Source organism: Lachnospira intestinalis (assembly GCF_040095895.1).
GTDB lineage: Bacteria > Bacillota > Clostridia > Lachnospirales > Lachnospiraceae > Lachnospira > Lachnospira intestinalis.
Genome location: NZ_JBBMFS010000006.1, coordinates 54,141 through 74,750 on the forward strand (window position 1 = coordinate 54,141; position 20,610 = coordinate 74,750).

A 20,610-nucleotide genomic window follows, 5' to 3' on the forward strand; every position below is an offset into this window, starting at 1 on the left:
ATGATGGCAGAACAGAATATGCAGGAATTTATTGAAGTGCTTTCATCTAAGGCAGCAGTACCGGGTGGCGGCGGCGCATGTGCATATGTGGCGGCAGCAGGTATGGCACTTGGCGCAATGGTTGCCAATCTGACAACCGGCAAGAAAAAGTATGCGCAGTATCAGGAAGAAATCGAAGAACTCTTATCAAAGGCGGAGCAGCTTTCTAAAGAATTGATGACATATATGGATAAGGATGCCGAAAGCTTTGAACCGCTTTCAAAAGCTTACGGACTTCCAAAAGACACAAAAGAACAGCAGGAATATAAAGAAGCGGTTATGGAAAAGGCATTAAAAGAAGCGAGCCTGACCCCGGTTGCCTTAATGGAAAAGATATTGGAAGCATTAAAAATCCTAGAACGGTTGTCTGTTGTGGGAAGCCGTCTTGCCATCAGTGATGTCGGCGCAGGTGTACAGCTTTGCAAGGCTGCATTAAACGGCGCTTCTTTAAATGTATTTATCAATACAAAGCTGATGAAAGATACAGAAACGGCAGAAGAATTAAACACAAGAACTGATGCACTGTTAATTGAAGGCAATGAACTGGCAGACAGAATTTATGAAGAAGTCGTGGATGCGATAAGATAATTGGATTTGCAGGCGGTACAACAGAAATGTAGGGATAAAGTATTGCCTATGGATACGGAACTAAAAAAAAGTTTGGAAAAGAGGAAACATGGAATTATTAAAGGGAATAGATGTTGCAAATGCAATCAATGAAAAATTAATCAAAGAAAGTGCGGATATGGGCGGCAGAGTACCGAAGCTTGCCATCATCCGTGTCGGTGAGCGTCCGGATGATATGTCTTATGAGCGCGGTGCAACCAAGAAAATGGAAAAGGTAGGTTTTGCTTGTGAATCCTTCGTTTTCCCGGAAACCATCGAAAATGAAGCCTTTCAGAAAGAATTTGACACAATTAATGATAACCCTGAGATTGACGGTATTTTACTGCTTCGTCCGCTTCCAAAACACTTAGATGAAGAAGCGGTGGTGGGCAGAATTTCCCCGGAAAAGGATTTAGACGGCATTTCCCCGGTCAATTTAGCCAAGGTTTTTGCAGGGGATAAGACAGGCTTTGCACCGTGTACGGCAGAGGCAGTTGTTGAAATGCTGGATTTTGCGGGAATTGATGTCACAGGGAAAAGAGTCACGGTTGTCGGCAGAAGCCTTGTAATCGGGAAACCGGTATCCATGCTGTTATTAAAAAAGAATGCAACTGTGACAATCTGCCATACAAAGACAAAGGATATGAAAGAAGAATGCCGCAGGGCAGACATTTTAGTAGCGGCGGCAGGTGTCGCAAAGATGATTACCGCAGAGTATGTCGGCAAAGGTGCCGTTGTGATTGATGTGGGTATTAATGTGGATAACAACGGAAAATTATGCGGTGATGTGGATACAGACGGTATTTCTTCGCTTGCATCCGTGGCAACACCGGTTCCGGGCGGGGTAGGTTCGGTTACAACATCGGTGCTTGCAAAGCATTTGTTACAGGCAGCAAAAGAAAACAGATAAAAATTACAAAAAGTGAAAGGTTATGGCATGAAAGTTGCAATTTGCGATGATAGTGAACAGGATATTGCAGATCTGAAAGAAAAACTATTAAAAATCATTGAGGGACAGATAGAAAATTGTGAAATTCATGTATATACGGATGTTACAAAATTCTTAAAAGAGATTCATACAATTTCTTTTGATGGAATATTTTTGAATATTGATATGCCGCAGATGACAGGAATACAGGCGGCACAGCGGGTCAGGGAGGCTTTGCCGGATGTTGGCCTGGTTTTTGTGTCGTCCTGTGAAAGCATGGTTTTTGAAGCGATTAAAACCACACCGCTTCGGTTTATCAGAAAAGCGCGGCTTGAAGAAGAACTGGAAGAGGCAGTTACGGCATTATTAAACAGATATCATAGCTTGAAAAACTACTATGATTTCTGCGTCAATGGCAATACCGTGCGTTTAAAGTTGTCAGAAATTTACTATTTTGAAAGTGCCAAGCACTATGTAAAAATAAAGACACTTCAGGAAGATTATATGGTTCGTGCCAAAATGGCAGATTTAGAACAGATTTTTAATGAAAAGGGATTTGTGCGGGTTCAGTCAGGATACATCGTTAATCTGCGCCATGTAGACAGAGTCCGTTACAAAGATGTGCTGATGAATAACGGGGAGTGTATTTCCATCAGCAGGGACCGTCTGGAAGACCTGAAATTAAAACACCTGGAATTTATCCGGCGTGAAAATAATTTGTGAGGCAGATTTGTAAATGTTAAAGTTGGATATAGTAACAAATATTGTTTCAACATTGATTGAATGTACAATTTATACGGCAATTTTAAATGCATACTGGAAATATGAGAGCAAGTACCGCTATGTTGTCAGTACGCTTGCAGCAGCACTTTTTTTTGTTGTTGGATTTTTCTTTTCTGACAGTCCGGTGCTTCAGATGGCACTGGGCGTTGCCGTAATTATCGGATACAGTATGATTGTGATGCATGGCGGGCTGTGGCAGTCTGCTACAATTGCGCTGGTGCTGCTGATTAATACACTGCTTGTCAATCTGGCGACCAATCTGTGCGTGGAAATTTTATCGTGGTACCGCGGTGCGGAACAGATTATCAACACCGCTGCTTCCCAGATGGCATATGTGGCATTAAACCGGATTGTATTTATTATTACCTTTTATATCTGGGGCAGACTCCTTGCCAAAAGGCGCATAATTAAAAGAGAAGAATGGCTGATGCTGGCAGTTTATTTTATTGCGGACAGTGTTGCTGCGGTAGCGCTGATTTTATGGACCTATGTGCGCCACTTTGACGGACGGGATTATATTTATGTTCTTGCAATTGAAATTGCCATCATTGTAATGACTGTTGTACCGCTTGCGATTGCCAATTCAATCAGTTATAAAAATGATTATGAAAAACGCAATGAACTGGCAAATTTAAAGCTGCAGGCACAGCGTGCGGATATTATCCGCATGGATAAAGAGTATCAGGATATCCGCAAAATCCGCCACGATATGGTGAAACATCTTAATATTTATATGCACCTGTTAAATGATGGAGATTACGAAGGATTAAGGCAGGCAATCGGTGAACATATTGAAGACTGTGGACAGAATAAGTATGTTTATGTGGCGGGAAACAATCTGGTCAATTCCGTGTTAAATGAAAAAAAAGTATTATGCGAACATGAAAATATTAAAATGCAGGTAGAAGTGACGGCTTCTGTGGACGGAGAGCGGGAACTGGATATTGCGGTGATGCTTTCAAATCTGCTGGATAATGCGGTAGAAGCACAGAAAAAAATCACACCGGATAAGCCGCGCAGCATTTTTCTCAAAATTTTCTCATATGAGAATAAATATTCAATTCTTATAAAGAACACCGTTGCAAAATCAGTGTTGCAGAATAACCCGCGTTTTATTACTGATAAAGCCAATCGCTATCTGCATGGAATCGGCATGAAAAGCATTGAACATACAGTAGATAAAAATGGCGGATATATCCAGCGGTATGAGGAAGACGGGATGTTCTGCGTACATATTTTGCTGTAAAACAACGCAGATTATGCCAAAATAACGTGAATTATGCCACCTGACTTGAATAAAAATGCACAGTAAATTATAGTATAAGTGACAGGAACACATATGAAGGACTTTTCTTTTCCGTTAATATTCACTGGGGAGAGTAAGAATATGAACAGCAGCCGGAATGCGGGTTTAGGCTGCTGGGATAAGTATCGTGAGAGAGTTTTAACTTTATACGAATTGAGTTTGTGCGGTTGTTATAAAGCTAGGTGTTTGCAAGAACATACAAAGAGGGATTGTAATAAGAATACAAACGATAAGAGAAAGAATTGGTAAGTGTCTTCAGTCATAAATGTATGGGATATTGGTGGTTGTGAAAATAGGAACGTGTATAATTTAGTGTGTTAACAAAAAAGGATTAGCAGGACAGGGCTAATCCTTTTTTGACTAAAAGAAAGAAAAATATACCACCGAATCGGAAACCGGGAGGAATTGTAGTTATGAAAAAGCACATTGCATTTAAAATCATGTTACCGTTAATTGTTATTTTTATTCTGACTGTGACGGTCAATGTCAGTACGACAAGCCAGTTCCAGTCATTCCGTGAGGTCTGCGAGGGAATGTCTAATACCACAACAGAAGTGCCACAGGAAATCCGGGATACGGCGGGCAGCATGGCAGAAGGAATTACGGCGGGATTATCAAGAAATGGCGTGATTTCATCTTTACAGCTGGCAATGGTTATTGTAACGATTATCGTAACGTATGTTTCGGTTGTAAAGCCGCTGCAGAAGACACAAAAACAGCTCAACGATATGATTGAAAAGCTGGAAAAGAATGAAGGCAATCTTGAAGAACGGATTGAAACGAAAAAAGAAGATGAAATCGGACGTCTGATTTTCGGTATCAATATGTTTTTGGATAAATTACAGGTGATTATGAAGCGGATTGAAGACCATTCAATTTCACTTGATGGGGCATCCGGCAATATTATAAAGAAGGTAGAATCCTCAGCAGAAAGCGCAGGGGAGTTATCGGAAGAAACAGCAAAGCTTTGCAATGAAATTGATGCAATTTCAGACGCAGTTGAAATGATAACAGGGGATATGAAGCAGCTGGAAGCAGGCAGCAGTGAAATCGAAAAAGCGAGTGCTGACGGTAAAGAATATACAGTCCACATGAAAGAAAGAGCCAATGAAATCCAGGCACTGGCAGGAAACAGCAAGAATGCTTCCAAAGAAATTACATCTTCTTTAGAGAAAGATTTAAGAACATCTGTTGAAAGCAGTAAGAGTGTCAATGTCATTAAGACACTGACAGAGGATATTTTATCCATTGCAAGCCAGACCAACCTCTTAGCACTGAATGCTTCCATTGAAGCAGCAAGAGCCGGAGAAGCAGGAAAAGGTTTTGCGGTCGTAGCAGATGAAATCAGACAGCTTGCGGATAACAGCCGTAACACGGCAAACAGTATTCAGGAAATCAGCGAAGAAGTGGTATCTTCCGTAGAACAGCTTGCAGTTTCATCCGATAAACTCTTAGAGTATGTCACATCGAATGTACAGGCAGATTATGATAAGTTTGTAACAGCTTCTGCACAGTATTTAGAGGATGCAGATACACTCGAAAATATGATGGCTGATTTTGAAAATAAGACCAGTAACCTATTAGAATCATCGGCGCATGTCGGAAGCAAGATTGTGGAGATTTCCGATACGATTGAGGAAGAAAAGAACCGTGTAGAGGCATTTTCCGGTTCAGTGGACAAGGTCCTTTCCAACATGGATGAAATACAGGAATGTACCAATGTCAATGAGGCAGTATCAAAGGATTTAAAGAAAGAGATTGCAAAATTCAGTGTAATCTGATTTAATTCTTGCATTTTGCCTGACCCTATGGTATTATCAAAATTATCAAAGATAGGAAAAGGCAAAGAAGGAGACTCTTTTTCATGGAACCTGACAGGAAGGCGGTGTCATCGACTGAGAACCCGCTAAGGGAATTGTTAAAGGGAACGCTCCGGAGCTGGATTGTTGAAAGCGGTTAAAGCCGTCGTAGGCAGTTCCGTATGCGCGCGTTAAGCGGTTGAAGGAGTGCTTATTTTAGTACTTGAAGCGGGTGGTACCGCGGATAAGATGAATTATCTGCCCCGGAATATTTCTTGAAAGAGAAGTATTCCGGGGATTTTTTGGTTTGAAGAAACTGTTATGCAGTATTCGTAAGAAAGCCCGAATGTTCCGGTACACAGACTGATGATACGGCATAAATATTGTGCGCGTTTTACTTTTTCACACAAAGCGGATAGCTTGTGAAATAAATGACAAAAATATCTATAAATTTAAAGAAAAGGAGTCAAAAAAAGAATGGGAAACATTTACAGAGATACCACATTGAACAATGTGAGTGAACAGGACATCGGAAAGGAGTTAAAGGTTGCAGGCTGGGTTGAAAATATCCGTGACCACGGCGGAGTATCTTTCATTGATTTAAGAGATATGTATGCCGTATTACAGGTTGTTATCCGTGACCCTGAACTTTTAAAGGGCATTAAGAAGGAAGAGTGTATTTCTATCGAAGGCGTGGTAGAAAAAAGAGATGAAGAAACATACAATCCGAAGATTCCGTCAGGAACAATCGAACTCGAAGCAAAGAAGATTACAATGCTCGGACAGGTTTACTCAACCATTCCTTTTGAAGTTATGACTTCTAAAGAGGTTCGTGAAGATGTCCGCTTAAAATACCGTTATCTGGATTTAAGAAATGAAAAAGTAAAGAACAACATGATTTTCCGTTCACAGGTTATCGCATTTTTACGTCAGAAGATGACAGAAATGGGATTCCTTGAAATTCAGACACCGATTCTTTGTGCTTCTTCACCGGAAGGCGCAAGAGATTATATCGTACCGTCCAGAAAATATAAGGGTAAGTTCTACGCGCTGCCACAGGCACCACAGCAGTATAAGCAGCTGTTAATGGTATCCGGTTTTGATAAGTATTTCCAGGTTGCACCGTGCTTCCGTGATGAAGATGCAAGAGCAGACCGTTCACCGGGAGAATTCTATCAGTTAGACTTTGAAATGAGCTTTGCAACACAGGAAGATGTCTTCCGTGTGGGTGAAGAAGTGCTGACAGCCGCATTTGAAAAGTTTGCACCGGAAGGTTATGAAGTAACAAAGGCACCGTATCCGATTATCAGCTACAAGCAGGCAATGTTAGAGTTCGGTACAGATAAGCCGGATTTAAGAAATCCGCTTCGTATTATTGATGTAACAGATTTCTTCCAGAGATGTACATTTAAGCCGTTTATCGGAAAGACAGTCCGTGCCGTAAAGGTTCATGCAAATATGTCTAAGGGCTTCCATGAAAAGCTGTTGAAGTTTGCAACAGGCATTGGCATGGGCGGACTGGGTTATCTGGAAGTTCTTGAAGATTTATCTTACAAGGGACCGATTGATAAGTTTATCCCGGACGATATGAAGAAGGAATTCTTAGAACTTGCAGGACTTGAAGCCGGAGATACAATTTTCTTCATGGCAGATAAGGAAGAAAGAGCTGCATACTTTGCAGGACAGATTCGTACAGAACTTGGTACAAAGCTTGACTTACTGGAAAAGAACGCATACCGTTTCTGCTACATTAATGACTTCCCAATGTTTGAAAAAGACCCTGAAACAAAGAAGATTGGATTTACACACAACCCATTCTCTATGCCACAGGGCGGTCTTGAAGCATTAAATACAATGGACCCGTTAGATATCTTAGCTTACCAGTATGATATTGTCTGCAACGGTGTAGAATTATCATCCGGTGCCGTAAGAAACCACGATATGCAGATTATGGTAAAGGCATTTGAAATTGCAGGCTATGATGAAGAAGTATTAAAAGAAAAGTTTGGCGCACTCTACAATGCGTTCCAGTTCGGTGCACCGCCACACGCCGGTATGGCACCTGGTATCGACCGTATGATTATGTTACTGCGCAACGAAGAAAATATCCGTGAAATTATTCCGTTCCCAATGAGCGGTACAGCACAGGATTTAATGTGCGGCGCACCAAACGAAGTAACAGAACAGCAGTTAAGAGAAGTGCATATCAAAGTGCGTGATTAAATATTGACCTGCGACGCATAACGCCTGCGGATTGGAGAGAAGTGTGAAAAAGCCATAAATTAGAGCTTTTTCACACTGCTATTTGCTTCTGCGAAGGCAAATAGCTTTGATGGCAGAAGTGAAATCGCCTGCGCGAATTTCACTTCGCCGCTTCGCGACAAAGTCGCTCAGATTGGAGAGAAGTGTGAAAAAGCCATAAATTAGAGCTTTTTCACACTGCTATTTGCTTCTGCGAAGGCAAATAGCTTTGATGGCAGAAGTGAAATCGCCTGCGCGAATTTCACTTCGCCGCTTCGCGACAAAGTCGCTCAGATTGGAGAGGAGTGTGAAAAAGCCGTAAATTACAGCTTTTTCACACAGATATTTTGTGGAGCAGGCACCACAAAATATCTTTTATCGCAGGACGGATATGAAAATCCGTCCGCGAATCCTCCGGCGCATAACGCCTGCGGAATGGAGAGGAAATATGGCAAATGTAATTAGTGACGAAACCATTGAATATGTCGGCATTCTGGCAAAGTTAGAGCTTTCTGACGAGGAAAAGGAAGCAGCTAAAAAAGATATGGCAAGCATGTTAGACCATATTGATAAGTTAAATGAACTGGATACAACGGGCGTTGAACCGATGTCCCATGTATTCCCGGTTGAAAATGTGATGCGTGAAGATGTCGTAACCAACGGGGACGGCAGTGAAGCCACACTTGCAAATGCACCGGAACGGAAAGAAGATGCATTTGTTGTGCCAAAGACAGTCGATTAAGTAAAACGGTAGCGTGAAACGCTTCGGAATGGAGATAAATATGAGTTTGTTGGAATTGACAGCCGTGGAACTGGCAAAAGAAATCAAAGCCGGTAAAACCACAGCAGTAGAGGCAATGAAAGCAGTGTTGGAACAGATTGAAAAAACAGAAGAAACGTATCACTGCTATATCACGATAGATAAAGAAAAAGCAATGCAGGCAGCCAAAGAAGTACAGGAAAAGATTGAAGCCGGAACACTGACCGGACCTTTAGCCGGTGTGCCGGTTGCCATTAAGGACAACCTTTGTACAAAGGGCGTTGTGACAACGTGTGCATCAAAGATTCTGGAAAATTTTGTTCCGCAGTATGATGCAGAAGCCGTTGTGAAATTACAGGAAGCCGGTGCGGTTATGATTGGTAAGACCAACATGGATGAATTTGCCATGGGTTCTACCACAGAAACCTCTGCATATGGCGTTACAAAAAATCCACGCAACCCGGAACACGTACCGGGTGGTTCTTCAGGCGGTTCGGCAGCAGCGGTTGCGGCAGACGAGTGCTTTTTTGCATTGGGTTCTGATACAGGTGGTTCTATCAGACAGCCTGCATCTTACTGCGGTGTTGTCGGCATGAAGCCGACCTACGGAACCGTATCCCGTTACGGACTGGTCGCTTACGGTTCATCCTTAGACCAGATTGGACCGCTCTGCAAGGACGTAACCGATTGTGCAACGATTATGGAAATCATCGCTTCCCATGATTTAAAGGATTCTACATCGGTAGAGCGCAAAGATACCGATTTTACAAGTGCGCTGGTTGATGATGTAAAAGGCATGAGAATCGGCATTCCAAAGGATTACTTCGGGGAAGGCTTAGACCCTGATGTCAAGGCATCGGTGCTGAATGCAGTTGAAGTCTTAAAGGCAAAGGGAGCAATTGTTGAAGAATTTGATTTGAGCCTTGTAGAATATGCAATTCCTACGTATTATACGATTGCGGCAGCAGAAGCCAGTTCCAATCTGGAACGTTTTGACGGTGTAAAATACGGATACCGTGCAAAGGATTACGAAGGTCTGCACAATATGTACAAAAAGACCCGTTCCGAGGGCTTCGGACCGGAAGTTAAGAGAAGAATTATGCTGGGTTCTTTCGTATTAAGCTCAGGCTATTACGATGCGTACTACTTAAAGGCACTGCGTGTTAAAGCGCTGATTAAAAAAGCATTTGACGAAGCATTTGCAAAATATGATGTCATTATCGGACCGGCTGCACCGACAACCGCACCGAAGCTTGGCAGCTCTTTAAGTGACCCGATTAAAATGTATTTAAGTGATATTTACACCATTTCCGTAAACCTTGCAGGTCTGCCAGGCATGACCGTGCCTTGCGGAACGGATAAGAACGGTCTGCCGGTCGGTATGCAGCTTATCGGCAACTGCTTTGAAGAAAAGAAACTCATTCAGACAGCTTATACGTATGAACAGAGCAGAAAGGAGAACTAAAACTATGGCAAAAGAATATGAAACCGTCATTGGTCTGGAAGTCCATGTAGAACTTGCAACCAAAACAAAGATTTTCTGCGGCTGTTCTACAGCCTTCGGAGGTTCTCCAAACAGCCATACATGCCCTGTCTGCACCGGTATGCCGGGTTCGCTTCCGGTATTAAACAAGCAGGTTGTGGAATATGCGGCGGCAGTCGGTCTTGCAACCAACTGTACGATTACACAGAATTGTAAATTTGACCGTAAGAATTATTTTTACCCGGATAATCCGCAGAATTATCAGATTTCACAGTTATATCTGCCAATCTGCCGCAACGGTCATGTTGATATCGAGTTAGAAGACGGCACGACAAAGCAGATCCGGATTCATGAAATCCATATGGAAGAAGATGCCGGAAAACTGGTTCACGATGAATGGGACGATGTATCTTATGTGGATTACAACCGTTCCGGTGTGCCGTTAATCGAAATCGTATCCGAACCGGATATGAGAAGTGCAGAGGAAGTTATCGCTTACCTGGATAAGTTAAGACTGATTATCCAGTATCTGGGTGCTTCTGACTGTAAGCTTCAGGAGGGTTCTATGAGAGCCGATGTCAACCTGTCTGTCAGAGAAGCCGGCAGTGAAGCCTTCGGTACAAGAACCGAAACAAAGAACTTAAATTCCTTCAGTGCCATTGCAAGAGCCATTGAAGCGGAAAAGAACCGTCAGATTGACCTGATTGAATCCGGCGAGGCCGTTGTACAGGAAACAAGAAGATGGGACGACAATAAGGAATATTCATATGCCATGCGTTCAAAGGAAGATGCGCAGGATTACCGCTATTTCCCGGATCCGGACCTTGTACCGGTGCATATCAGTGATGCGTGGTTAGAGGAAATCCGTTCCCGCCAGCCGGAATTTAAGACGGAAAAAATGGCAAGATACAAAGAAGAATTTGGAATCCCGGACTATGATATCGGTATTCTTACAGATTCCAAAAAGCTTGCGGATTTATTTGAAGCCACCACGGCAATCTGCAACCAGCCAAAGAAGGTTTCCAACTGGTTAATGGGCGAAACGATGCGCATTTTAAAGGAAAAGGAAATGGAACCGGAAGACATTACATTTTCACCGGAAAACCTTGCAAAGCTGATTGGTCTTGTTGAAGCAGGAACAATTAACGGTTCAGTTGCAAAGGAAATCTTTGAAAAGATTTTCGATGAGGATATTAATCCGGAACAGTACGTGGAAGAACACGGCTTAAAGCAGGTCAATGACGAGGGCGCACTCCGTGCGACAATTGAAGAAGTCATTGCGGCAAATCCACAGTCCGTTGAAGATTACAGAAACGGTAAGGAAAAGGCAATCGGATTTTTAGTCGGTCAGACAATGAAAGCCATGAAGGGCAAAGCAAACCCGGGCATGGTCAATCAGATTTTAAAAGAATTATTGTAAAATGTATGCGCGGTAAATTTAGTTTTGCCGCGCATATCACAAAATAGCGGCTGTATGCAGGCAGAATGGAGTACATAAATGACAGGAGCAGATTTTTTAATTACCCTGCCGGAATTTCCGGATAAAAAGGTGAGCATTAAAGATTTCGGTGCAGTGGAAAATCAGACAGACATTGCAGGAAGCAAAAGAAATGCGGCGGCAATCAATAGTGCCATGAGTGTTATTTCAAACGAGGGCGGCGGAACGGTTGTGATTCCGAAAGGAATCTGGATTACCGGACCGATCCGTCTGCAAAGCAATGTGTGTCTGTATTTAGAGCACGGCGCGGTTGTAAAGTTTTCAAAAAATATAGAGGAGTACCCGCTGATTCTGACCAATTACGAGGGACAGGAGTGTATCCGTACTGTTTCACCGGTTACGGCAGACCATGCAGAAAATATTGCAATCTGCGGTGATGGTGTGATTGACGGAAGCGGCGACTTATGGCGGCCGGTCAAACAGTTTAAGATGACGGAGCGCCAGTGGGCAGAGCTGATGAAGAAAAACAGCAATGTCCTCGATACCAAAGAGGGGGGAATCTGGTTTCCGACAGAATCAGCATTTCTGGGCAATGAAAAGAATATCCAGAAGGACGAAAAAGATGCTTTAAAGAAAGCGGAACAGCATTACGACTTTTACCGTCCGGTTATGGTAAGCCTTGAATACTGCGACAGGGTGCTGCTAGAGGGCGTGACCTTTATGAATTCACCGGCATGGAATATTCACCCGTTTTTCTGTACGAATCTGACGGTAAAGGACGCAGTGATCCGCAATCCGTACTATGCGCAGAACGGTGATGGCATCGATGTGGAATCCTGTAACGGTGTTGAAATTTATAATTGTACGTTTGAAACGGGTGATGATGCAATCTGCATCAAATCCGGTAAAAATGCAGAGGCGCGTACCTTTGAAGGCCCTTGTGAAAATGTGTATATCCATGACTGCCTTGTCAATGAAGGACACGGCGGCTTCGTTGTGGGAAGTGAAATGTCCCGCGGCGTAAAGCACGTTTTGGTGGAAAACTGTACATTTTTAGGTACGGATGTCGGTGTGCGCTTTAAGAGTGCCATGGGACGCGGCGGCGTGGTAGAGGATATTGAGGTAAGCCATATCCAGATGACCGGTATCAAGCATGAGGCGGTGATTCTTACAATGTCTTATGTGCTTAATCTTTTAAACCGCGAACAGGGTGCAGAAGGATTTTCAGAAGACGATATTCCATATTTTAAGAATATCACCATGCACAATATCAACTGCATGGGCGCAGAAACAGCCGTAAAAATTGAGCCGATGCAGGGAAAACCGGAAACAATCAGTGATATTACAATCAGGGATTCATGGTTTGAAGCAGAAAAAGAAAATGTCATTGACGGTGTGAATATCCACATCGAAGCATAATAAATATACGACAAATGGCTGTGTAAAAATGTCTTTTAAAAAGCGTTTTTACACGGCATTTTTAAAATAAGAGCAGGAAAAAGCATGGAATATCAGATTTTAATTGTGGATGATGATAAGGATTTATCGTGGATAATTGCAGAAATGTTACAGGATTATGGGTATAAAGTATTGTGTGCCGCAGACAGTGCATATGGATACGACACCCGAAAAGCGCATGAAATTTGCCGAAGTTATTATCAGAAAATGCGATGAAGTATCGGCGCTGACCAATGACTTATTTTTACACGCGCTTTCCGATATGGACAAATTGGAAATGAATATGCACGAAGTGAAGCTGTGCGCGTTTATGCGGAAAGCGATGGCAGAGCCTATAAGTGATATGGACAGTGTACGGCTTTACCTGCCGGATTCGGAATGGGTGATTTCGGCTGATGAAAAAAGGCTCATGCAGCTTACGGAAAACATTTTAAATAATGCGGCAAAATATGGGGAAATGCCGGTGGATATTACGATACGGCAGAAAGATAACGATACGGTGCAGATAAATTTTAAAGATTACGGAAATGGAATGAAAGACGAAGACATACCGTTTGCACTGATTGTGGTTATCATGTTCTGTCACAGAATGTTTTTGCAGGAAAAAACGGATATCGGCATTTTAAAGGCAATGGGACTGACATCCATACAGCTTCGGTTGTCGTTTGGACTGCGCTTTTTAATGCTTGCGGTATCGGGAGCAGTGCCGGGAGTGATTTGCTCTGTTCTTTTGTCGGGAAAGCTTCTGACTGCAATATTAAAGCCAATGGGGATTACACATTTAATCATTTCACTGCGCCCGGCTTCGGTGCTGTTTCCGATAGGACTTATCTGTGTCAGCTTCTTTTTATTTGCGTTTTTGGTATCCCGCGGGATAAAAAAGCTTTCCGCTACTGTACTAATTGCGGAGTAGAAATGAGATTTTCTATATTGATTTTGCCAAAAGTGTGTTATATAATTTTATAGTTAATACAGCAAAATTTTATGGAGGAGTCAATGAAGAACTATCTTAATCAGACCGACAAAACGGTTGAAGATGAATTACATGATGAATGTGGTGTTTTCGGCGCATATGATTTCGACGGAAATGATGTAGCATCAACGATTTATTATGGTTTATTTGCATTACAGCACCGAGGACAGGAAAGCTGCGGTATTGCAGTCAGTGACACAGAAGGCCCGAAGGGAAAAGTCCTTGCACACAAGGATATGGGACTTGTCAATGAAGTGTTTAATGCAAAAAATCTTGAGAATTTAAAAGGAAATATCGGTGTTGGACATGTCAGATATTCCACAGCTGGAAGCAGTGTCAGAGAGAATGCCCAGCCACTGGTTTTAAATTATGTAAAAGGAACACTGGGACTTGCTCACAACGGTAATCTTTTAAATGCACTGGAATTAAGAGAAGAACTTTCTTACACAGGAGCAATTTTCCAGACTACCATTGATTCTGAAGTAATTGCATATTTAATTGCCAGACAGAGATTAAAGGTTGGAACCGTTGAAGAGGCGGTAAAGGGTGCAATGCAGAAGTTAAAAGGTGCATATTCCCTTATTGTCATGAGTCCCAGAAAGTTAATCGGCGCAAGAGACCCGTTTGGCTTTAAGCCGCTTTGTATCGGCAAGCGTGACAATGCGTATTTTCTGTCATCAGAAACCTGCGCACTTGATACGGTCGGTGCAGAATTTGTTCGTGACGTGCTTCCGGGTGAAATCGTAACGATTACAAAGGACGGTATTGCATCGGATACCAGTCTTTGTCAGGAAAAGAAAGCAAGATGTATTTTTGAATATATCTATTTTGCCCGTCCGGACAGCGATATCGACGGCATGAGCGTTTACGAATCCCGTATCAATGCAGGAAAGATTCTTGCAAAGACACATCCGGTAGAAGCAGACCTTGTTGTCGGTGTGCCTGAATCCGGAAATGCGGCGGCACTTGGCTATTCTATGCAGTCCGGTATTCCATACGGCAATGCTTTTATTAAGAACAACTATGTAGGACGAACCTTTATTAAGCCGAAGCAGGAGCAGCGCGAGTCCAGCGTAAAGGTAAAGTTAAATGTTTTAAAAGAAGCGGTGGCAGGCAAAAGGGTTGTCATGATTGATGATTCCATTGTGCGCGGTACAACGAGTGCAAGAATTGTCAGCCTGTTAAAGAATGCAGGCGCAGCAGAGGTGCATGTAAGAATCAGTTCTCCTCCGTTTAAGCACCCATGCTACTTCGGAACGGATATTCCGTCAGAAGACCAGCTGATTGCTTCAGGACACACCGTAGACGAAATCTGCAAGCTGATTGGTGCAGATTCCCTCGGCTATCTGGAAGTAGACCGTTTAAGTGAAATGATTAACGGACAGAAAGATTACTGTGATGCCTGCTTTACCGGAAATTACCCGATAGAGCCGCCGACACAGGATATCCGTGGCGAAATGGGCTAAACAGACAGAGAAGTAAAGCTTTCTTCGATCGGTTTGATGAAACGGCACGAATGGAGAATGAGAATATACAGACTGTATATAATATGTGATATATAAATACACTCAGTACATAAAGTATGAAAGATGTATAGAATGTGTGCAATATATAGAGTGATGTAAAAAAGAAAGGCGGATTAAATCATGAACGACAGATACCAGACACCGCTTGCAGAACGTTATGCAAGCAAGGAAATGCAGTACATTTTTTCACCGGATATGAAATTTAAGACATGGAGAAGACTTTGGATTGCACTTGCCGAAACAGAAAAGGAATTAGGACTTGATATTACAGACGAGCAGATTGCCGAATTAAAGGCACATAAAGACGATATCAACTACGAAGATGCCAAGAAGCGTGAAAAGGAAGTACGCCACGATGTAATGTCACACGTTTACGCATATGGTTTACAGTGTCCGAAAGCAAAGGGCATTATCCACTTAGGCGCAACTTCATGTTACGTAGGCGATAACACCGACATTATTATTATGACAGAGGGCTTAAAACTGGTTCGTAAAAAGTTAGTCAACGTTATCAACGAACTTTCAAAGTTTGCGGACAAGTACAAGGCACAGCCGACACTGGCATTTACACATTTCCAGCCTGCACAGCCGACCACTGTCGGTAAGAGAGCAACACTGTGGCTCAATGAACTGGTTATGGACTTAGAAGACCTCGACTACGTGCTTTCAACTATGAAGCTGCTCGGATGTAAGGGTACAACCGGAACACAGGCTTCTTTCTTAGAGCTGTTTAACGGCGACCATGAAAAGATTAAGCAGATTGATAAAAAGATTGCACAGAAAATGGGCTTTGAAGCATGTCATCCGGTATCAGGACAGACTTATTCAAGAAAAGTAGATACAAGAGTATTAAATATTCTTGCAGGCATTGCGGCAAGCGCACATAAGTTCTCTAATGATATCCGCTTATTACAGCATTTAAAGGAAATCGAAGAACCGTTTGAAAAATCACAGATTGGTTCATCAGCCATGGCTTATAAGAGAAATCCGATGAGAAGTGAAAGAATGGCATCTTTAGCAGATTATGTCATCTGTGATGCGTTAAATCCGGCAATCGTATCTTCTACACAGTGGTTTGAAAGAACACTGGACGATTCAGCCAACAAGAGATTATCCGTTCCGGAAGGATTTTTAGCAGTAGACGGTATCTTAGACCTTTACTTAAATGTTGTAGACGGACTGGTTGTATATGATAAGGTTATCAACAGAAGACTGATGTCAGAGCTTCCGTTCATGGCAACCGAAAATATCATGATGGACGCTGTAAAGGCAGGCGGCGACAGACAGGAACTGCACGAAAGAATCCGCGAGCTTTCTATGGAAGCAGGCAAGCGTGTAAAGCAGGAAGGCTTAGACAACAATCTGCTTGAATTAATCGCAGCAGACCCGATGTTTAACGTAACGCTTGAAGAATTACAGGCAAAATTAGACCCGATGAAGTATGTCGGACGTTCTAAGGAGCAGGTTGAAGAATACTTAGCAGAAGTGATTCAGCCGATTCTTGCTGCAAGCAAAGACGAGCTGGGCATGACAGCAGAGATTAACGTATAAAAAGAAAAAAGAAACAGCTGATAACGGCATTGTATATTGGTAGACAGCGATATACAGTGCCGTTATTTTTATGGTATAATGCAGGGGAGTTGTTAAATCGTAATTTAATTATTTAAGGGATGAATAATGAATAATAAGTCAATTATCAAAGGTTTTTTATTTCCGACATTACTTCAGATAACTGTTGTTGCGGCACTGGTTGGGATACTAAAAGCAAAAGGGTATGAATTGGGATACAATTCGTTTTTGGGAATGGTTTTTATTATATTTGGCGGTGTGTCATCTGCACTTTGGGGTGTATTTTACCAAATCAAATATAATGCTAAAAGACCGTTAAGTATATTAAAAGATTTTTTCGATATAAAGCAATCAATTAAAATCTATGCAGTAGTACTGGTATTTTTATTTATGGATTTTTGTTCTGTGATAGTAAGTAAAGGATTTAAAATAGAAAGCTTACTGATTCTGTTGGTTCTTTTTTTTAAGGCAATAGTGTTTGGCGGAATAGAAGAAATAGGCTGGAGATATTCGTTTCAACCTTGCCTAGAGAAAAAGATTCCATATATTGCTGCAACGATTATTACTTTTTTGTGTTGGAGCATATGGCATTTCCTGTTCTTTTATATTGATGGCAGTATAGAAATTGTCAATGTTCCGTATTTCTTATTGGGATTATTAACAAACTGTTTTATTTTTTCGGCGTTGTTTGCATATTCAAATAGTTTGTGGATATGTGTAATGACACACGCATTAATTAATACATTATCCCAAATTACTGTAAATGATAATGCACTTATAGGTAATATATTCAAAGTGGTATGTATATGTTTTGCGTGTTTTTTATTTCATGTATCAAAGAGGAAAAGAATATAAGTTATTGTATCCCTGCAGATCGGAAGTTGTTTAATGGAGAATGTATGAAGAAGAGAATAACGCTTATTGTTTTTTCGGTGCTAATAATGGTTGCTTTATATGTGTTGTATTGTTTTAATTATATTCCACATAAAAAATATACAAATGCAGATTTCAATATAGAAGCTTACAAGAGCAATATTGATAAAGACAATGATGGTATAGATGACCAAACAGATATATTAAATAATGCAAATAATTACATAAAAACTAATCCAAAATATAAAAGCAAATATTACAATACAGGTTATCCAAATGATGAATATGGGGTTTGTACTGATGTAGTAGCTTTTGCTTTAAAAGATGCAGGATATGATTTGATGGAATTAGTAAATGAGGATATAAAAAACAATCAAGAATTGTATGATATAGATGCCGTTGATAAAAATATAGATTTTAGAAGAGTTAAAAACTTAAAAGTATATTTCGATAATAATGCAATAAGTCTTACTACAGATATAAATGAAATAGAAGAATGGCAAGGTGGAGATATTGTTGTATTTAAAAAACATATAGGCATTATATCTGACAAGAGAAATCGAAAAGATATATGTTTTGTTATCCATCATGCAAATCCATATCAAATATATTATGAAGAGGATATACTGGAACATCGTGATGATATCATAGGACATTATAGAATCAGTTAAACAACTTCCGGTTTGCAATGCAAAAGTTTTTAACAGCAATGATTATACAGAATGATTGTAAAACAATTATAAAGCCTTAAATATAACTAAAAACAGTTGTAAATTCAATCGTAAAAAAATACGATTGAATTTATGGCTGTTTTTGCGTATAATAAATATAACAAATTGGAAAGGAATAAATGGTATGCGTGAAACAAGGATAATAGAATTTAAAGAAACAATTACAAATACATTTTTAAAAACAGTAAGCGCCTTTTCAAATTACAATGGAGGGGAGATATATTTTGGCATTGATGATAATGGGAATGTCAAGGGAATAGCAGATGTAAAACAATCCTGTCTTGATATAGAAAATAAAATTAACGACAGTATTTCGCCACAACCGGATTATACACTTGAAATACAAAACGACAGTACGATAAAGCTTACTGTAAAGAGTGGAATTCATAAGCCGTATCTATACAAGTCAAAGGCATATAAGAGAAATGATACTGTAACGATAGAGGTAGATACATTAGAGTTTTCACGTCTTATATTGGAGGGCAAAAATATAAGATTTGAAGAATTACCATATAATGAACAGAAATTAACATTTGAAGTTTTACATCAAAAATTAAAAGAAAGCATTCAGATTGAAACTTTTAATAAGGATACTTTAAAAACACTTAATTTATATGATAATAATAATGGATATAATAATGCAGCAGGACTTTTAGCGGATAGAAATCATTTTCCCGGCATTGATATTGTAAAGTTTGGTCAAAATATCAGTGTTATTCAAAAAAGGGCAACGATTGAAAATATATCCATATTAGAGGTATATGATAAAGCAATAGATATGTTCAGAGATTATTATCAATACGAAATAATAGAGGGGGCAGAGAGAAAAAATGTAGAAAAAATACCGGAAGCAGCTTTTCGTGAAGCGATTGCAAATGCTTTAATTCATAGAGCGTGGGATATAGAATCACAAATAAGAGTTCTGATGTTTGATGACAGAATTGAGGTTATTTCGCCCGGAGGTCTGCCATCAGGAATAACAGAAGATGAATACTTATCAGGTAAAATTTCTGTTTTAAGAAACAGGAATCTTGCAAATGTATTTTATAGGCTTGGGTTTGTTGAGATTTTTGGAACCGGAATTACAAGAATAAAGCAATTATATGAAAGTGCATTAAGAAAACCTGATTTTGAAGTATCAGAAAATACGATTAGGATTATGCTTCCTGTTTTTGGAGAAAATATAAATTTAACGGAAGATGAAAAGCAGGTGTATGCGCTGTTAAGCACGACAATGCTCAAGCCTATCAGTGAAATAGCACCCTATACACCATTTGGGAAATCAAAAACAACACAGTTATTGAAAGAAATGAGCCAAAAGGGAGTGGTAGAGGTTAAAGGAAAGGGCAGAGGCACAAAGTATATAATAAAACGTATGAATTAATACAAATGATTTTTATTTGCTGCAAAATTAGTATCAGAATACCTGTTTTATGTTTTCTGACAGGGACAAAATACAATGAAAATAAGTGAACATATGGATTGTGATATTTGAATTTAGGGAGGATATTGACTGATGAAAATACGTATTATTGGTTGCAGTGGTTCTGGAAAAACCTATTTAGCAAATGCACTTTCAAAGAAGTATAATATTTCTCATTTCGACTTAGACGATATTCAATGGGATAACAACGCCAAAGAATATGGAAAAAAGAGACCGCTTGATGAACGAAAAGCGTTATTACAAGAAATATTATATAATAATGATGAGTGGATAATTGAGGGGGTATATTATGCCTGGGTACAGCAAAGTTTTGATGAAGCTGATAAAATATATGTTTTAGATATGCCTGGTTATTTATATAAAAGTAGAATTATTATGCGCTTTATAAAAAGAAAATTGGGGCTACAAAAAGGGAAAAAAGAAACTTTGAAATCGGTCTATAACCTTTTGAAATGGACTGAAACTTTTCAGAATAAAAATTTGAAAGAAATAAGAAGTATTTTAGATAGATATGACAATAAAGTTGTATGGTTATCAGGGAAAAAGGATGTAGAGAAAATAATAAAGGCGGTATGATAACTCCCAAGTTGGCGCAGTTGAGGCAGAATGTTTTCCGCCTGCGGAAGCAGCAACAGAAAAGGAATTTGTTGAAA

At 40.4% G+C, this 20,610-nt stretch carries 17 protein-coding genes; all 17 read left to right on the plus strand.

Going from position 1 to position 20,610, the window contains the following annotated elements; all coding sequences use genetic code 11:
- The gene (locus tag WMO37_RS08385) at window positions 1-627 is read left to right on the plus strand and encodes a cyclodeaminase/cyclohydrolase family protein (RefSeq protein WP_349154778.1); all 627 of its coding nucleotides are present in this window, start codon (window positions 1-3) and stop codon (window positions 625-627) included.
- Between the two features lie 88 nt (window positions 628-715).
- Window positions 716-1,555 (plus strand): bifunctional 5,10-methylenetetrahydrofolate dehydrogenase/5,10-methenyltetrahydrofolate cyclohydrolase, encoded by an 840-nt coding sequence (locus tag WMO37_RS08390; RefSeq protein WP_227089070.1) that lies wholly within the window; start codon window positions 716-718, stop codon window positions 1,553-1,555.
- Window positions 1,556-1,582: 27 nt separating this feature from the next.
- The gene (locus tag WMO37_RS08395; protein WP_349154779.1) at window positions 1,583-2,296 is read left to right on the plus strand and encodes a LytR/AlgR family response regulator transcription factor; all 714 of its coding nucleotides are present in this window, start codon (window positions 1,583-1,585) and stop codon (window positions 2,294-2,296) included.
- 13 nt (window positions 2,297-2,309) lie between these two features.
- The gene (locus WMO37_RS08400; protein WP_349154780.1) at window positions 2,310-3,602 is read left to right on the plus strand and encodes a GHKL domain-containing protein; all 1,293 of its coding nucleotides are present in this window, start codon (window positions 2,310-2,312) and stop codon (window positions 3,600-3,602) included.
- A 473-nt stretch (window positions 3,603-4,075) separates the two neighbouring features.
- A complete protein-coding gene (locus WMO37_RS08405; protein WP_227089072.1) occupies window positions 4,076-5,443 on the plus strand; it encodes a methyl-accepting chemotaxis protein in 1,368 nt (455 codons plus the stop codon).
- A gap of 495 nt (window positions 5,444-5,938) precedes the next feature.
- Window positions 5,939-7,684, plus strand: a complete 1,746-nt coding sequence (gene aspS / locus WMO37_RS08410) for an aspartate--tRNA ligase (RefSeq protein WP_022431470.1) — start codon at window positions 5,939-5,941, stop codon at window positions 7,682-7,684.
- A 466-nt stretch (window positions 7,685-8,150) separates the two neighbouring features.
- Complete coding sequence (gene gatC / locus WMO37_RS08415) at window positions 8,151-8,444, plus strand: Asp-tRNA(Asn)/Glu-tRNA(Gln) amidotransferase subunit GatC (protein ID WP_022431471.1); 294 nt, start codon at window positions 8,151-8,153, stop codon at window positions 8,442-8,444.
- A 40-nt stretch (window positions 8,445-8,484) separates the two neighbouring features.
- Window positions 8,485-9,927, plus strand: a complete 1,443-nt coding sequence (gatA, locus tag WMO37_RS08420; protein ID WP_349154781.1) for an Asp-tRNA(Asn)/Glu-tRNA(Gln) amidotransferase subunit GatA — start codon at window positions 8,485-8,487, stop codon at window positions 9,925-9,927.
- Window positions 9,928-9,931: 4 nt separating this feature from the next.
- Window positions 9,932-11,365 carry an Asp-tRNA(Asn)/Glu-tRNA(Gln) amidotransferase subunit GatB gene (gene gatB, locus WMO37_RS08425; RefSeq protein ID WP_349154782.1) on the plus strand — a complete coding sequence of 478 codons (1,434 nt, stop codon included), beginning with the start codon at window positions 9,932-9,934 and terminating at the stop codon, window positions 11,363-11,365.
- 78 nt (window positions 11,366-11,443) lie between these two features.
- Window positions 11,444-12,802 carry a glycoside hydrolase family 28 protein gene (locus tag WMO37_RS08430; RefSeq protein ID WP_227089074.1) on the plus strand — a complete coding sequence of 453 codons (1,359 nt, stop codon included), beginning with the start codon at window positions 11,444-11,446 and terminating at the stop codon, window positions 12,800-12,802.
- Between the two features lie 157 nt (window positions 12,803-12,959).
- The gene (locus WMO37_RS08435; RefSeq protein ID WP_349154783.1) at window positions 12,960-13,754 is read left to right on the plus strand and encodes an ATP-binding protein; all 795 of its coding nucleotides are present in this window, start codon (window positions 12,960-12,962) and stop codon (window positions 13,752-13,754) included.
- A gap of 83 nt (window positions 13,755-13,837) precedes the next feature.
- Complete coding sequence (purF, locus tag WMO37_RS08440) at window positions 13,838-15,280, plus strand: amidophosphoribosyltransferase (protein ID WP_022431477.1); 1,443 nt, start codon at window positions 13,838-13,840, stop codon at window positions 15,278-15,280.
- A gap of 177 nt (window positions 15,281-15,457) precedes the next feature.
- The gene (gene purB, locus WMO37_RS08445; RefSeq protein WP_496111647.1) at window positions 15,458-16,891 is read left to right on the plus strand and encodes an adenylosuccinate lyase; all 1,434 of its coding nucleotides are present in this window, start codon (window positions 15,458-15,460) and stop codon (window positions 16,889-16,891) included.
- A 126-nt stretch (window positions 16,892-17,017) separates the two neighbouring features.
- Complete coding sequence (locus WMO37_RS08450) at window positions 17,018-17,764, plus strand: CPBP family intramembrane glutamic endopeptidase (protein WP_022431479.1); 747 nt, start codon at window positions 17,018-17,020, stop codon at window positions 17,762-17,764.
- A gap of 44 nt (window positions 17,765-17,808) precedes the next feature.
- Window positions 17,809-18,453 carry a DUF1287 domain-containing protein gene (locus WMO37_RS08455; RefSeq protein ID WP_349154785.1) on the plus strand — a complete coding sequence of 215 codons (645 nt, stop codon included), beginning with the start codon at window positions 17,809-17,811 and terminating at the stop codon, window positions 18,451-18,453.
- A 184-nt stretch (window positions 18,454-18,637) separates the two neighbouring features.
- Complete coding sequence (locus tag WMO37_RS08460) at window positions 18,638-19,897, plus strand: ATP-binding protein (protein WP_349154786.1); 1,260 nt, start codon at window positions 18,638-18,640, stop codon at window positions 19,895-19,897.
- 132 nt (window positions 19,898-20,029) lie between these two features.
- Window positions 20,030-20,533 (plus strand): AAA family ATPase, encoded by a 504-nt coding sequence (locus tag WMO37_RS08465; RefSeq protein WP_227089080.1) that lies wholly within the window; start codon window positions 20,030-20,032, stop codon window positions 20,531-20,533.
- The last annotated feature ends 77 nt before the right edge of the window (window positions 20,534-20,610 follow it).

Bases quoted from the DNA above. Each gene is read 5' to 3' on its own strand.
- WMO37_RS08385 (WP_349154778.1), top strand. From the start codon at position 1: ATGATGGCAGAACAGAATATGCAGGAATTTATTGAAGTGCTTTCATCT.
- WMO37_RS08390 (WP_227089070.1), top strand. From the start codon at position 716: ATGGAATTATTAAAGGGAATAGATGTTGCAAATGCAATCAATGAAAAA.
- WMO37_RS08395 (WP_349154779.1), top strand. From the start codon at position 1,583: ATGAAAGTTGCAATTTGCGATGATAGTGAACAGGATATTGCAGATCTG.
- WMO37_RS08400 (WP_349154780.1), top strand. From the start codon at position 2,310: ATGTTAAAGTTGGATATAGTAACAAATATTGTTTCAACATTGATTGAA.
- WMO37_RS08405 (WP_227089072.1), top strand. From the start codon at position 4,076: ATGAAAAAGCACATTGCATTTAAAATCATGTTACCGTTAATTGTTATT.
- aspS (WP_022431470.1), top strand. From the start codon at position 5,939: ATGGGAAACATTTACAGAGATACCACATTGAACAATGTGAGTGAACAG.
- gatC (WP_022431471.1), top strand. From the start codon at position 8,151: ATGGCAAATGTAATTAGTGACGAAACCATTGAATATGTCGGCATTCTG.
- gatA (WP_349154781.1), top strand. From the start codon at position 8,485: ATGAGTTTGTTGGAATTGACAGCCGTGGAACTGGCAAAAGAAATCAAA.
- gatB (WP_349154782.1), top strand. From the start codon at position 9,932: ATGGCAAAAGAATATGAAACCGTCATTGGTCTGGAAGTCCATGTAGAA.
- WMO37_RS08430 (WP_227089074.1), top strand. From the start codon at position 11,444: ATGACAGGAGCAGATTTTTTAATTACCCTGCCGGAATTTCCGGATAAA.
- WMO37_RS08435 (WP_349154783.1), top strand. From the start codon at position 12,960: ATGGGTATAAAGTATTGTGTGCCGCAGACAGTGCATATGGATACGACA.
- purF (WP_022431477.1), top strand. From the start codon at position 13,838: ATGAAGAACTATCTTAATCAGACCGACAAAACGGTTGAAGATGAATTA.
- WMO37_RS08450 (WP_022431479.1), top strand. From the start codon at position 17,018: ATGAATAATAAGTCAATTATCAAAGGTTTTTTATTTCCGACATTACTT.
- WMO37_RS08455 (WP_349154785.1), top strand. From the start codon at position 17,809: ATGAAGAAGAGAATAACGCTTATTGTTTTTTCGGTGCTAATAATGGTT.
- WMO37_RS08460 (WP_349154786.1), top strand. From the start codon at position 18,638: ATGCGTGAAACAAGGATAATAGAATTTAAAGAAACAATTACAAATACA.
- WMO37_RS08465 (WP_227089080.1), top strand. From the start codon at position 20,030: ATGAAAATACGTATTATTGGTTGCAGTGGTTCTGGAAAAACCTATTTA.